The following is a 13224-nucleotide window of genomic DNA, read 5'->3' as shown; positions in this document are numbered from 1 at the left end:
CCGGCATGACAACGTCCACCATCGAGGACAAGAAGCGTCTGGTACGCCGGTTGGCCGGCAGCGGTCGAGGCTTCGCCGAGCAGTACGGCTTCCGGGTGACGAACAATCCGTCCAGCCTGTTCCAGCTGCTCTGCCTCGCGATCCTGCTGGCTCGCCGCGGCGACTACCGGCGGGCCCTGGACAGCGCGCACGCGCTGCCGGACGCCGGGTGGGACAGCGCCGCCCGGTTGGCCCGCGCCCTGCACGAGGACCTGGTCCGGGTGCTGCGCGAGAGCGGTCAACGCGGTGACGTCGACGCGCTGGCCGACCTGTTGGGTGACCTGGCCCGTACCGTGGTGCAGCGGTATCGGGGCGACCTGCGGCGGCTGCGCTCCGCGGCCGGGTACGACCCGGACCGCGAGCGGGAGTTGCTCACCGCGCTCCCCGGGGTGGACACCGCGGTCGTCGAGCTCTTCCTGCGCGAGGTGCAGGCGCTGTGGGGCGAGGTGGCGCCGGTGGCCGACCGGCGGGCGTTGGCCGCGGCCCGCCGGCTCAAGCTGGGCCGCTCCGCCGAGGATCTCGCCGTGCTGGCCGGCGGTGGCGAGTCGGAACGGCTGGCCTGGCTGGTCGGGGCGTTGGCCCGGATCGACCTGGAGCGCCGGTACGCGGAGCTGCCCGCGTGAGATGTGCGTTCGGCGACCCCTGTTGGCCGTTCGGCTGATGCGTGTCGTAAGATTCTCGCGGTAGCAGCGCTCGCCCGGTTCGGGTGAGTCGTGGGCCGCCTGGTGGTCCCGACCGGTTCGGACGGGACGCCACCAGGGCAGGTGGCTACTCAGGGGCGCCGCCGGTCGCGGTTCGTGGCCGGGGCGCCCTCCTGACGCTCCGGCCGCCGCGCCGCCCGTTTCAGATGCTGCGCAGGTGTTGCGAGACCCTCTGATGCCGCTTGTCCCGGCCGGCGGCGGCGCGCTGTGCGTCGTCCACCTCGGGAGCTGCCTCGATGCCCGCCGAGCGGGCCACCTCCGGGCCGTTGGCATAGTCCACCGGCGGCAACGCGCGCAGGGCACGCAGCACGTCCGGCGGAGCTCCCTCCCGTTCCGCCTCGCGTAGCACGTCGTCCTTGCCGGCGGGGTAGTCCAAACTGGACAGGTAGTGCAGTACGTCGGCGTAACTCGCCATGATGTCGGTTCCTCCCGGCTTCGATCCGCCACGACCGGGCGCGGTTACCCGGCCGAGCCGGTGTCACGCGCCGCAAGCGGGAAAACCGGCAGCCGTTTCCGGCGCGCAGCGGCGGGTAACCGCGCGGCGAGGGGGTACACGATGAACTACGACACGTTCGTCGATCAGGTCGCCCAGCGCACCAGCACGTCCTCGCAGCGGGCGGTGGAGCTGATCGAGGCCACCCTGGCGACGCTCGCCGACCGGTTGACCGGTGGCGAGGTATTGGATCTGGCCGTTCAACTGCCCGAGCCGCTGCGGCTGCCGCTGCGACCGACACCCGCCACCGAGGCGGCGGAGCGCTTCGGCGCCGGCGAGTTCGTCGCCCGGGTGGCGCTGCGCGCCCAGATCGACGAGTCGGCGGCCCGCGACGTGATCAGCGCGGTGTTCGTCACCATCCGTGAGGCGGTGACCGGCGGCGAGTTCGACGAGCTGGTCGTGCAACTGCCCCGCGACTACCGCGACATCGTCGAGCCCGCGATGGCCCCCGGCGCCACCCTGCGCCGCCGCTGACCGACCCACGGGCCGACACGGCGGCAGGGCGGCACGGCGGTGGCGCGGCGCGATGCCGGGCAGGGCGGGCTCAGCCGATCGCACCGGCGGTCCGCAGCTGCGCCACCCGGTCCGCCGGGTAGCCAATCTCGTCGAGCACCTCGTCGGTGTGTTCACCGGGCCATGGTGGTGGTCGACGTATCGCCGTCGGGCTGCCGGAAAACCGGGGAGCCGGCGCCGGCTGGCGTACCCCGTCGTGGACGACGAAGGTCCGTCGGGCGGCCAGCTGGGGGTGTTCCGGCGCCTCCTGCCAGTCGAGCACCGGTGCCAGGCAGGAGTCGGAGGCGGCGAGCAGGGCCGCCCACTCGTCCCGGGGCCGGGTGCGGAACAGCCGCGCCCAGGCCGCCCGCAGGGCCGGCCAGTTCGCCGGGTCGGTGCGGTCGGGCGCCTCGTCCGGCGGCAGCGGGAAACCGGTGCGGCGGACCAGTTCGTCGTAGAACTTCGGCTCCAACGCGCCGACGGCGATGTACCGGCCGTCGGCGCACTCGTAGCTGTCGTAGAACGGGGCGCCGCCGTCGAGCAGGTTCCCCCCGCGAGGGTCCTGCCACATGCCCAGCCTGCGCAGTGCGTGGATCTGGGTGCTGAGCACCGCGACGCCGTCCACGATCGCCGCGTCGACCACCTGTCCGGCCGCGCCGCCGCGTACCGCGTACAGCGCGGCCACGACGCCCAGGGCCAGCATCATGCCGCCGCCGCCGAAGTCGCCGAGCAGGTTGAGCGGGGGCACCGGTGGCTCTGCGGCCCGGCCGATGCCGTGCAGGGCGCCGGTCAGGGCCAGGTAGGTGATGTCGTGTCCGGCGTACGGCGCGTACGGGCCGTCCTGCCCCCAGCCGGTCATCCGGCCGTACACCAGTCGTGGGTTGAGCGCGTGGCAGTCGGCCGGGCCGAGGCCGAGCCGTTCGGTCACACCCGGGCGGAAACCCTCGATCAGGGCGTCGGCGTCGCCGATCAGGGCCAGCGCCACCTCCCGGCCGTCGGTCGACCGGAGGTCCACGGCGATCGAGCGACGCCCCCGGTTGAGCAGGTCCGGGTGCGGGGTGCCGAAGCCGCTCGGGTCCACGTCGCCGACCCGGTCCACCCGGATCACGTCGGCGCCGAGGTCGGCGAGCATCATCGCGGCGAAGGGGCCGGGTCCGATGCCGGCCAGCTCGATCACGCGTACGCCGGTCAACGGGCCGGTCGGCAGCTCAGCGGTCATCTCGGCCACGATAGGGGTTCGCATCCGCGCCCGTGAGACGCGACCCGCCCGCCCCGCCTGGCGGGCCGGTTCGGGCTGTCCTAACCTTGTCGGGACGAGGGGAGTACTTCCCACGAACCATACCGGTCAGTACGGCGTGCCCAGGGTGCGCCTCGGGTGGTTGCCCACGATTCCGTGGGTGAAGGAGACCTCGAACATGACACGGTGTTCGAGGAGGCCCCATGTCCGAAATGTCGTACGTAGCTGCCGGTTTGCAGTCCATCGGCACGCCCTCGCTCTGGGCGATCACCATTGCCGGAGTCATCGCGCTGCTGGTGCTCGACTTCGTGGTGACCCGGCGCCCGCACGAGGTGTCGCTGAAGGAAGCACTCGGCTGGTCCGCCTTCTACATAGCCCTGCCGCTGGCCTTCGGCGCCTGGGTCTGGTCCCAGTACGGCAGACAGGAGGGCATCGACTACCTCGCCGGCTACCTGGTCGAGAAGTCGCTGTCGGTCGACAACCTCTTCGTCTTCATGCTGCTGCTGGCCGCCTTCGCGGTGCCGAGCGTGCTCGCCCAGCGGGTACTGCTGTTCGGCATCGCCGGTGCGCTGGTGCTGCGCGGCATCTTCATCGCCCTCGGCGCGGCGGCGCTGCAGACGCTCGACTTCGCCTTCCTGATCTTCGCGCTGATCCTGCTGTTCACCGCGGCCAAACTGCTCCGGGACGCCTTCACCGGCCACGAGCAGAGCGTCGACATCGCCAACATGCGCTCGGTGCGCCTGCTGCGCCGGTTCATGCCGGTGGTCAACGAGTACCACGGCACCAAGATGACCGTCCGGGTCGACGGTCGCCGGGCGTTGACTCCGCTCGCGCTGGTGGTCGTGGCGGTCCTCGCCACCGACGTGGTCTTCGCCGTCGACTCGGTGCCCGCGGTCTACGGCATCACCGAGGACCCGTACCTCGTCTTCGCCACCAACGCCTTCGCCCTGCTCGGCTTGCGGGCGCTGTACTTCGTGCTGCACGCGGCGCTGAGCCGGCTGGTGCACCTCAGCTACGGTCTGGCGATCATCCTGGCCTTCATCGGCGTCAAGCTCGGTCTGCACTGGGCGCACGGCATCTGGGAGAGCGTCCCGATCATCCCCACCGAGATCTCCCTGATGGTCATCGTCGCCGTGCTGATCATCGTCACCATCACCAGCCTGCGGGCCACCCGCAACGTCGTACCCGGGTCGAAGGAGGTCGTCACCGAACGACGGTGACCCGCCGGCCGGCCTGGGAAGGCGGCCCGGCGTACTCCCGGGCGTGGTAGGACTGAGCGGTGGGAATCATCACGCCGGGCTTCTCGGGTCGGCCGCGTTCCGCTGCGCCGGATCTGCCGCCCGGGCAGTACCTGACACCGGACTTTCCCGTGCTCTCCGCCGGTCCCACGCCGAAGGTGCCGCGTGACACCTGGGAGTTCGTCATCACCACCGAGACCGGCACCGAGCACCGGTGGAGTTGGGACGAGATGATGGCGCTGCCCCAACAGACGCCGACCGTCGACATCCACTGCGTCACCCGCTGGTCGAAGCTCGGCACCAGTTGGCGGGGGGTGTCCCTGGACACCCTCTTCGAGGACGTGGACACCGCCGCCGACTACGCCCTGGCGCACTGCTACGGCGGCTACACCACCAACCTGCCGCTGGACGACCTGCTCGACGGGCAGGCCTGGCTGGTGCACACCTTCGACGGGGAGGACCTCCCCGCCGAACACGGCGGTCCGGCCCGGCTGCTGGTGCCGCATCTCTACTTCTGGAAGTCCGCCAAGTGGGTGCGCGGCATCCACCTGGGCCACGAGGACACCCCCGGGTTCTGGGAGACCGCCGGCTATCACGACTACGGTGACCCGTGGCGTGAGCAGCGGTACCAGGGCGATTGAGCGCGCGGATGCGCTGGCAGCCGGCCCGGCTGGTCAGCCGCCGGGTCGAGACGGCGACCGCGCAGACCCTGGTGCTCGAGGTGCCGGACTGGCCCGGCCACCTGCCCGGCCAACACGTCGACATCCGCCTCACCGCCCCCGACGGCTACCAGGCCGCCCGCTCGTACTCCCTGGCCGGTCCCGCCGACGGCGACCGGATCGAGGTGACCGTGCAGCGGGTGCCCGACGGCGAGGTGTCGCCGTTCCTGGTGGACGGCTATCAGGTGGGCGACCCGGTGGAGGTTCGTGGGCCGCTGGGCGGTTGGTTCATCTGGCGACCGCAGCAGACCGAACCGGTGCTGCTGGTCGCCGGCGGGTCGGGCGTGGTGCCGCTGATGGCCATGATCCGGGCCCGCCGGGCGGCGGGCAGTCGCGTCCCGTTCCGGTTGATCTATTCCGTACGCACCCCGGACGACGTGTTCTACGCCGAGGAGTTGCGTCAGCGGGTCCGTGACGACGCCGGCCTCGACGTGGCGTACGTCTACACCCGCGAGGCGCCCGAGCAGTGGCCGGGCCGGCCGCACCGGATCGGCCTCGCCGACGTCAACACCCACGGCTGGCCGCCGGAGCTGGAACCCCGGGTGTACGTCTGCGGCCCCACCGGGTTCGTGGAGACCGTCGCCGACCTGCTCGTCGGGTTGGGACACCCGGCCCGCCTGGTGCGGACCGAACGCTTCGGCCCGACCGGCTGAGGAAGTACACCGGCTGAGTACCGCCCGAGCGGCTCTGAGTGAAGGAGGCCCGGTATGACCACGCTGCCGTACGTCGACGGCAACATGCTCGACGGCCCGTTGGGGGAGGTGTTCGCGGTCGACTTGAGCACGGCCACCGGCCGATGCGCCCACTGCGGCGCCACCGGCCCGGTCGCCGCCCTGCGGGTCTACTCGCACGCACCGGGACTCGTGGTGCGCTGCCCGACCTGCGCCGAGGTGATGATGCGACTGGTCCGCGCGCCGGACCAAGCCTTCCTGGACCTGCGCGGGACCGCCCTGCTCCAGCTGCCGCTGCCGCAGGTGAACGCCGGAGGGTGACCGGGCCGGCGTGGACGTTTGCCTCAGTCATCCACGGGAACCGGGCCAAGATGACGAAACCTCGTGTGGTGATCGTGGGAGCCGGGTTCGCCGGTTACCACGCGGCGAAGACGCTGAGCCGGCTGGCCCGCGGCCGGGCCGAGATCGTCCTGCTCAACTCGACCGACTACTTCCTGTATCTGCCGCTGCTGCCCGAGGTGGCGGCGGGTGTGGTGGAGCCCGGCCGGATCGCCGTGCCGCTGACCGGCACGCTGGGCGACGTCCGTGTGGTCATCGGCGAGGCCGATCACGTCGATCTGCAGAACCGGTGGGTCGGCTTCACCCAGCCCGAGGGGGACCGTAACCGGCTGGCGTACGACCGGCTGATCCTCTCCGTCGGCAGCGTCAACAAGCTCCTGCCGATCCCCGGGGTGACCGAGTACGCGCACGGCTTCCGTGGCCTGCCCGAGGCGCTGTACCTGCACGACCACGTGATCCGGCAGATCGAGCTGGCCGAGCAGGCGACGGACCCGGCCGAGCAGCAGGCCCGGTCGACCTTCGTCGTGGTCGGTGCCGGCTACACCGGTACGGAGGTGGCCGCGCACGGGCAGCTCTTCACCGACGAACTCGCCAGCCAGCGACCCCGGTTGAAGATCCGCCCGAAGTGGATGCTGCTGGACGTCGCGCCGCGGGTGCTGCCCGAGTTGGACCAGCGCATGTCGCGCACCGCGGACCGGGTGCTGCGCCGACGCGGCGTGGACGTCCGGATGGGCACCTCCGTCGCCGTGGCGACCGCCGACGGCGTCAAGCTCACCGACGGGGAGTACGTGCCCACCTGCTCGCTGGTCTGGTGCGTCGGGGTACGCCCCGACCCGTTCGTGGCGCAGTTGGGTCTGCGTACCGAGAAGGGGCGGTTGGTCGTCGACGAGTACCTCAACGTCCCCGGCTTCCCCGAGGTGTACGCCTGCGGTGACGCCGCCGCGGTGCCGGATCTGACCCGGCCGGGTGAGATCTGCACCATGACCGCGCAGCACGCCCAGCGCCAGGGCCGGCTCGCCGCACACAACATCGCCGCCTCCTACGGTCAGGGCCGGCGTCGCCCGTACAAGCACCATGATCTGGGCTGGGTGGTCGATCTGGGCGGCAAGCAGGCCGCGGCCAACCCGCTCAACGTGCCGTTGTCCGGCCTGCCTGCGAAGGCCGTCACCCGGGGCTACCACCTGCTGGCCATCCCCGGAAACCGGGCCAGGGTGAGCGCCGACTGGGTGCTGGACGCGGCGCTGCCCCGCTCGGCGACCCAGCTGGGCCTCGTACCGGCCGATGCGGTGCCGCTGGAGAGCACCTCGCCGGAGGTGCCCGCCTGGGCGCACTGAGCCGGTACGGACCGGTGTGGTGATCAGTACGGACAGGCCACAAGGCCGGTGGACGGGGTGCCCACCGGCCTCGTTCCTGCTACCCGCAGGCGTCCGGCCCGCTCGATCCGGCCGGACGCCTGCTCAGCCGGCGTTCAGGCCGGCGCCCGCCTCGTCGATGGCGGCGTCGATCGTGTGGGCCAGGTCGACATCCAGCGCGGTCACCCCACCGGCATTACCGGTGCGGACGGTGAGCACCGCCGTGGTCGGGTCTGCCCGGCCGATACGCGGCCCCCGACCGTTCTGGACGCGGAGTTGGTCGAGCCGATCCAGAACCCGGTCGAGATTGTCCGACGGCAGCTCAAGGGTGCGCGTCAGCACCTCGTCGTCGCCCGACCAGTACGGCAGCGCATCGAGCGCGGCGGCCAGTTCCGAGCCGGTCAGCGGCGCGGTGGCGCTACTGGCGCCGACCAGGCCACCGCCGACGGCCATCGGTTCCAGCAGTTCCCGCAACTGGTCCGGCACGTGCAGCGACTCGACCAGGTCCCCGTCGCGCTCGGCGAGCGCCGCGAGGGTGGCCTCGGCCTGGTAACGGGCCTGCTCGGGACTGCGGCCGCTGATCCGTCCCACCTCGGACAGGAAGCCGGGCAGATCCTCGCGCCGTTCGATGCCGTCGACCGGCACGACGTCGTGCAGCGACGCCGGCACCGCCGCCAGCAGACGTTGACGCTCGGCGGTGCCCAGCGCCCAGGCCAGCACGAGCACCGTCGACTCCACACCCACCTTCGCGGTGCGGAAGTCGACGCCGGCTCGCCGGCTGACGTCCGCGACGAGATCCTGGTAGCCCATGGTGGTGACGCCGGGGTTGCCCACGCCCGCCTCGGGCAGCGGTCGACTGGTCTGCGGGACACCGGCCGACGGCGGAGCGGGACCACCTCGCGTGGTGTTCGGTTTGTGGCGCTGACCGGCCGCCGGTGGGCCGGATCGTCGGGACTGGTCGAGATGGGTGAGTTGCTTCGACGCGCTCAGGCTGGCGCCCGTGTCGGCGGCCTGCCGGCCGCGCTCGCGGGCCTGCCGGGCCAGCGCCCGCCGCCGCTGGTTGTCGCCCTCCATCTGCTTGCGCATGCTGACACCTCGCTTCCGCTGGTGTGCTGCTTCGGGCTTCGCCGGTGGCCTTCCCACCGCTACCGGGCACGAAACGATCGGCCCGGCTCGCAAGACGGCGCGGGCAGGCACGCTTCATCCCGGCCGGGTGAGGGCCGCTCACCCGACCGGCGTCGATGATCGCAGCGGACCGGAGATCTTCCGAGGCACGGCGGAGGGCAGGTCATGATGAAGCGGATTGTCGAGATCGTCCCGGCTCGGCCCGGCTGGTACGCCCGCTGGCGACTGGCCCCCGAGAACACCCGCTGCTATCCGGTGAGCCTGTGGGCTCTGCTGGAAGATGCCGACGGCACCGGACGTGAGGTGATCGGTGTCGACTGCGCGGGACAGTGGCCCGGTGACGGCGGGACAGATGCGGAGTTCGTCCGCTATCTGTTCCAGACGCCGGATTCGGGCCCGCCCGACGACGCGGAGCCGATGCCCGAGGCCCGTCGTGCCGGATCGGTCGTGACGGCGCCCTGAGCCATCCTCCGGCCCCCGGCCCCTGGTCCCAGGGTCGGGGGCACCCCCGACGCCGGTGTCAGCCGGCGGCCTGCGCGTCGCCGGCGTCGGCGGTCGAGACCTGGAGCAACTCGGCCAGACCGGTGCGGTCGAGCAGTTGTCGCAGTTTGGGGTTGAGGCCGACCAGCCGGATCGGGACCGGACTGCCCCGGTGGGCCACCACGAGCGCGCTCAGACCGGAGGAGTCGCACATCGCCACTCCGGCCAGGTCGATGACGAGCTGCTGGTAGCCGTCCCGGCGTAGCTTCTCGACGGCGCTGATCAGTTCCGGAGCGCTGTCGAAGTCCAGGTCACCAGTGAGCCGCAGCTCCGCACGTCCGACATCGAACCGGCTGACCTCGATGGCCAACAGCTGGGAGGACATACCTCCATGCTCCCAGCCCCGCCGCGGAACGCAAGTCGCGGGGGTGCGCGATTCACCGCCGCGCGAACGGCCGGTGTCCCGCCGACTACGCGGGTCGCTCAGGCGGTGACCGTGGGTTGCCCGTCCGGCTCGGTGCCGAGCGGTGCGTCGCCGCTCGTCGAGCGGGCGAGCAGGCCGGTGACCCCGGTCATGTCCAGGATGGTCTCCAGGAACCGAGGCACCGCGCGCAACCGCAGGGTCACGCCGTCGCGCAGCCCTTCACGCCAGGTGTGCACGATGATGCTGAGCCCGGTGCTGTCGATGAACTGGAGGTTGGCGAAGTCGAGCACGAGGGTGGCGGGACCGGCCTGCAGTTCCCGGTCGATCTCCGAACGCAGCGGGCTCGCGGTGGTGTAGGCGAGATCGCCGCCCACCCGAATCACCGGCATGTCGGGATCGGACCGGTCGACGATCACGCTCAGTGGCGTGGTCTCGGGTCTTCGACCGTGGGACAGCAACGATCACGCCTTCCGCGGCTGGCGGGCGGGCAGGGGCGTCCGGATCGTAACAACCTTCGTCGCCCTGACTGAGGGGCGGCCGGTAGCGTCGGAGCGTCGCCCGACTGGCGGTGCGCCGACACCGGCGTACCCTGGTGACGGAACGCGACCAGGCACACCGCGGCGCGCGGGTGCGGCATCGAGAAGGAGTGGGGCTCACCTGGTGACTGGTGCCGACGTCAGGGACATCGACCCCGGCGACGGACGGTTCACGCCGAGTGCCCCGCAGGCCCCGGCGTGGAGCCCTGCCGCGTCCACCGCCGCCCCGCCCACCATCGATTCGTCGGAGTTCGCCGGCTGGCCGGAGATCGTCGAGCACCTCCGGGAAGGGCTGGTGCTGTGCGGCCCGGACGGCGTGGTGTGGCAGGTGAGCCCGGTCGCGCAGCGACTGCTTCCGGAGATCGTCGTGGGCGGCTCCTGCGCCGTGTTCGACGCACTGGACGGCTCGACCGCCGAGATCGTCCGCAACGGACGTCGGCTGCGGGTCCGGCGGGTGCCGCTCTCCGCCGGCCCGACCTGCTGGTACGTCGAGGATGTCAGCGAGGACAGCGACCCGGCCGACGAGTTGGCGGCCGAACGCGCCCGCTCGGCCTTCCTGGCCGTGGTGGGGGAGAAGCTCGGCAACCCGTTGCATCCCGACCGTGCCGCCGCTGCCGTGGTGCGGCTCGCCGTGCCGACGCTGGCCGAGGCGGCCGTGCTGATCCTGGCACCCCGCTCCGGGCGGGCCCGGTGGTGGCGAGCCCGCCGGGCCGAGGACGACCTGCCTACTGTGGACCGAGGTGTGCTGGCCGCGGCGGAGCTGCCCGCAGCCGTCACCGACAGCCTGCACGGTGTCCAGCCGTACGCCGTCGACTGGCTTGCCGAACAGGCCGTCGAAGCGGGCTGGCTGCCCGGCATCGACGCCGCCGACGCCAGCGTCCGACTGGTGGCGTTGCCCGGTCGGGACGCGCCGGTGGGCGTGCTGCTGGTGGCCCGGCCGGCGGCCCGCTGGTACACCGACGACGATCTCGACCTGCTGCGGGCCTTCGCCGACCGGGCCGGCGCGGCGTTGACCACCGCCCTGCTCTACCGCAACCAGGCCGAGGTGGCCGACACGTTGCAGGCGAGCCTGCTGCCGGTGGAGCCGGCGGAGGTGCCGGGCGGGCAGTGGGGCACGGCGTACCGACCGGCGCAGGCCGGTCTGCGCATCGGCGGCGACTTCTACGGCTCCCACCGGTTGCCCGACGGCGGCTCGGTGTTCTTTCTCGGCGACGTCTCGGGCAAGGGGGTGGAGGCCGCGGTCTTCACCGGCCAGCTGCGCCAGTGCCTGCACGCGCTGCACCGCATCGAGGCGCAGCCGGCCCGGTTGCTGCGGCTGCTCAACGACGCGCTGCTGGAGAGCACCCTGGCGCACGGGCAGGGCCGGTTCGCCACGATGGTGCTGGGTGTGGTCCGGCCGCACCGTGACGGCGGCCTGGCGTTGACGCTGGCCGGCGGAGGCCACCTGCCCCCGCTGGTGGTGCGGTCCTCCGGTGAGGTGGAACAGCTCCCGCTCAACGGGATGCTCATCGGGGTGGTCCCGGACCCGCGGGTCAGCCAGGTTTCCACCCGACTCGCCCCCGGCGAGACCTGTCTGCTCTACAGCGACGGCGTGACCGAGGCACGCGGCGGTCGCCGGGGCGCGGAGCAACTCGGCACCGAGCGCCTGATGCAGGCGTTGACCGGCTGCCAGCGGATGCCGGCGCCGGCCCTCGCCGAACGGGTCGAGCAGATCACCTGCGACTGGCTGGCCCAACGCGACCACGACGACATCGCGGTGCTGGCGCTGCGTGCCACCGGCACCCGGCCACAGCGGCACCTGCACGCGGTGCCCACTCCGACTCCGGTGGTGCGGGAAGGGGCGACGACCTCGTGACCATGGCGACGACGGGCACCTCTCCCGCAGCGCTCTACCCGCGCTATCTGCACTGCCTCGCCGAAGCCGACGAACCGGCCGCCGTCGAGGTGGCCCGGGAACTGCTCGACGCGGGCGTGCCCGCCGACCGGGTGCTGCTGGACCTGGTCGCACCGGCGCAGGCCGAGGTGGGGGAGCGGTGGGCGCGCAACGAGTGGAGTGTGGCCCAGGAACACGCGGCCACGCACGTCAGCGAGCGGGTGGTGGCGGCGATCGCCGCGTACGCCAATCCCCGAGGCGACCGCGGTCGGATCGTGGTGGCCTGTATGGACGGTGAGTGGCACGCCCTGCCGGCGCGGCTGGTCGCCGAGGTGCTGCGGCTGCGGGGCTGGCAGGTGACCTTCCTGGGGGCCAGCGTGCCCGCCGCGCATCTGGTGTCGTACCTGCACCGGCATGACGCGTACGCGGTCGCGTTGGCCTGCGCGTTGCCGATGCGGCTGCCCCAGGCCCACCGGATGATCGAGGCGTGTCAGCGTTCGGACGTGCCGGTCGTGGTCGGCGGCCGGGGTTTCGGCGCGGACGGCCGCTGGGCGCGTCGGCTCGGTATGACCTGGGCACCGGACGGCCCCTCCGCCGCCGACCTGCTCGCCGACGAGCGGGTGCTGCGGGCCGTGGCACCGGCCGACCTGGCCCACCTGGCCGACGACGAGTACGCCGGCCTGGTCGGTCGACGTGGCGAACTGATCGACAGCGCGCTGGCCGACCTGGCGCGGCGGATGCCGGGCTTCGGTGACTACACCCCGGCCCAGTTCGACTCGACGGTCAGCGATCTCGGCTACATCCTGGACTTCCTCGCCGCCGCGCTCTATGTCGACGACGGCTCGTTGTTCACCGAGTTCGTCGAGTGGCTGGTGACCATTCTGGCCAGTCGAGGAGTGCCGGCCGCCGCGGTGGGTGCGACGTTGCGGCACTACGCGGGCGTGCTGCACGACTTTCCGCGCGCCGCAGCGTTCCTGCGAGCCGGTGGCGCGTCGCTGCCGGCGGCAGGGCGGCGACCCCTTCCGTCGGAGGCGTAAAATGCGGCCCGCCGTGTGGCACGCACTATACTTGCCGCACTGCAAGCATTCGTCCCGGGCGGCGAGAGGGGATTGTCGTGGCGCTCACCGTCACGTACGCCGATCGTGACGGTGGCGGACCGGCCCGCCTCCGTCTCGCCGGCGAGCTCGACATGAGCAGCGCCCCCGAGTTGAACGAGGCGATCGACCGGTTGGCCGCCGCCGGGCAGCGGCGGTTGTTGATCGATCTGACCGAGCTGACGTTCTGCGACTCGACCGGGATCGCCGTCTTCGTACGCGGCGACAACCGCGCTGCCGAGCAGGGCGGTTGGCTGCGGATCACCGGCGCGACCGGTCGGGTGGAGCGGGTGCTCAAGGTGACCGGCCTGGCCGATGTGCTCGGGTACGGTTCTGCCGACCCAGGCCCGGACGATCGTGCCGGAATGGGTTAGATTCCCCGCCAGCACAGGATCGCAGATCCCGTCCTCG

At 72.1% G+C, this 13224-nt stretch carries 16 protein-coding genes; 11 read left to right on the top strand and 5 right to left on the bottom strand.

The features are described from left to right. Positions 1-5 precede the first annotated feature (5 nt). Positions 6-662, top strand: a complete 657-nt coding sequence (locus JMF97_RS18130) for a hypothetical protein (RefSeq protein WP_203222628.1) — start codon at positions 6-8, stop codon at positions 660-662. A 220-nt stretch (positions 663-882) separates the two neighbouring features. On the opposite strand, the gene JMF97_RS18125 is transcribed toward JMF97_RS18130, so the two are convergent. Next, positions 883-1155: a DUF2795 domain-containing protein gene (locus tag JMF97_RS18125; RefSeq protein WP_013734449.1), complete on the bottom strand. Its 273-nt coding sequence runs from the start codon at positions 1153-1155 to the stop codon at positions 883-885. A gap of 141 nt (positions 1156-1296) precedes the next feature. Between JMF97_RS18125 and JMF97_RS18120 the strand changes: the two genes are divergently transcribed. After that, entirely contained in the window at positions 1297-1707 is a 411-nt protein-coding gene (locus JMF97_RS18120) for a DUF2267 domain-containing protein (protein WP_203222627.1), read from the top strand. 70 nt (positions 1708-1777) lie between these two features. Here the strand turns inward: JMF97_RS18120 and JMF97_RS18115 are convergent, their stop codons facing one another. Next, positions 1778-2944, bottom strand: a complete 1167-nt coding sequence (locus JMF97_RS18115; RefSeq protein ID WP_203222626.1) for a CaiB/BaiF CoA transferase family protein — start codon at positions 2942-2944, stop codon at positions 1778-1780. 221 nt (positions 2945-3165) lie between these two features. On the opposite strand from JMF97_RS18115, the gene JMF97_RS18110 reads away from it, so the two are divergent. The 5 genes from JMF97_RS18110 to JMF97_RS18090 all read left to right on the top strand — a co-directional run bounded on the left by JMF97_RS18110 (position 3166) and on the right by JMF97_RS18090 (position 7263). Then, positions 3166-4182 carry a TerC/Alx family metal homeostasis membrane protein gene (locus tag JMF97_RS18110; RefSeq protein WP_203222625.1) on the top strand — a complete coding sequence of 339 codons (1017 nt, stop codon included), beginning with the start codon at positions 3166-3168 and terminating at the stop codon, positions 4180-4182. Positions 4183-4250: 68 nt separating this feature from the next. Beyond that, positions 4251-4841 carry a sulfite oxidase-like oxidoreductase gene (locus JMF97_RS18105; protein WP_203222888.1) on the top strand — a complete coding sequence of 197 codons (591 nt, stop codon included), beginning with the start codon at positions 4251-4253 and terminating at the stop codon, positions 4839-4841. Between the two features lie 8 nt (positions 4842-4849). After that, a complete protein-coding gene (locus tag JMF97_RS18100) occupies positions 4850-5572 on the top strand; it encodes a ferredoxin reductase (RefSeq protein WP_203222624.1) in 723 nt (240 codons plus the stop codon). A gap of 54 nt (positions 5573-5626) precedes the next feature. Next, positions 5627-5911, top strand: coding sequence for a DUF6510 family protein (locus JMF97_RS18095; RefSeq protein WP_203222623.1), 285 nt, complete (start codon positions 5627-5629; stop codon positions 5909-5911). A 50-nt stretch (positions 5912-5961) separates the two neighbouring features. Beyond that, positions 5962-7263, top strand: coding sequence for an NAD(P)/FAD-dependent oxidoreductase (locus JMF97_RS18090; protein ID WP_203222622.1), 1302 nt, complete (start codon positions 5962-5964; stop codon positions 7261-7263). Between the two features lie 123 nt (positions 7264-7386). Here JMF97_RS18090 and JMF97_RS18085 read toward each other — a convergent pair whose 3' ends face one another. Next, a complete protein-coding gene (locus JMF97_RS18085; RefSeq protein ID WP_203222621.1) occupies positions 7387-8367 on the bottom strand; it encodes a 4a-hydroxytetrahydrobiopterin dehydratase in 981 nt (326 codons plus the stop codon). Positions 8368-8574: 207 nt separating this feature from the next. On the opposite strand from JMF97_RS18085, the gene JMF97_RS18080 reads away from it, so the two are divergent. Next, complete coding sequence (locus JMF97_RS18080) at positions 8575-8868, top strand: hypothetical protein (RefSeq protein ID WP_102656401.1); 294 nt, start codon at positions 8575-8577, stop codon at positions 8866-8868. Positions 8869-8926: 58 nt separating this feature from the next. Here the strand turns inward: JMF97_RS18080 and JMF97_RS18075 are convergent, their stop codons facing one another. Together JMF97_RS18075 and JMF97_RS18070 are read right to left on the bottom strand one after the other, a co-directional pair. Further along, positions 8927-9271 carry an STAS domain-containing protein gene (locus JMF97_RS18075; RefSeq protein ID WP_203222620.1) on the bottom strand — a complete coding sequence of 115 codons (345 nt, stop codon included), beginning with the start codon at positions 9269-9271 and terminating at the stop codon, positions 8927-8929. A gap of 98 nt (positions 9272-9369) precedes the next feature. Beyond that, positions 9370-9726: an STAS domain-containing protein gene (locus JMF97_RS18070; RefSeq protein ID WP_498043310.1), complete on the bottom strand. Its 357-nt coding sequence runs from the start codon at positions 9724-9726 to the stop codon at positions 9370-9372. Positions 9727-9970: 244 nt separating this feature from the next. Here JMF97_RS18070 and JMF97_RS18065 point away from each other — a divergent pair, with 244 nt between their 5' ends. The 3 genes from JMF97_RS18065 to JMF97_RS18055 all read left to right on the top strand — a co-directional run bounded on the left by JMF97_RS18065 (position 9971) and on the right by JMF97_RS18055 (position 13187). Further along, on the top strand, positions 9971-11701 hold the full coding sequence (locus tag JMF97_RS18065) for a PP2C family protein-serine/threonine phosphatase (protein WP_203222618.1): 1731 nt from the start codon (positions 9971-9973) through the stop codon (positions 11699-11701). After that, positions 11698-12756, top strand: coding sequence for a cobalamin B12-binding domain-containing protein (locus tag JMF97_RS18060; protein WP_438803761.1), 1059 nt, complete (start codon positions 11698-11700; stop codon positions 12754-12756). The genes JMF97_RS18065 and JMF97_RS18060 overlap by 4 nt, the downstream gene beginning before the upstream one ends. Positions 12757-12833: 77 nt before the next feature. After that, on the top strand, positions 12834-13187 hold the full coding sequence (locus JMF97_RS18055) for an STAS domain-containing protein (protein WP_203222617.1): 354 nt from the start codon (positions 12834-12836) through the stop codon (positions 13185-13187). Positions 13188-13224: the final 37 nt, after the last annotated feature.

Origin of the sequence: Micromonospora fiedleri (assembly GCF_016774385.1) — a bacterium.
Classification (GTDB): Bacteria; Actinomycetota; Actinomycetes; order Mycobacteriales; family Micromonosporaceae; genus Micromonospora; species Micromonospora gifhornensis.
Note: the sequence above shows the minus strand (reverse complement) of the source record. Positions and strands in the feature narration are given on the sequence as shown.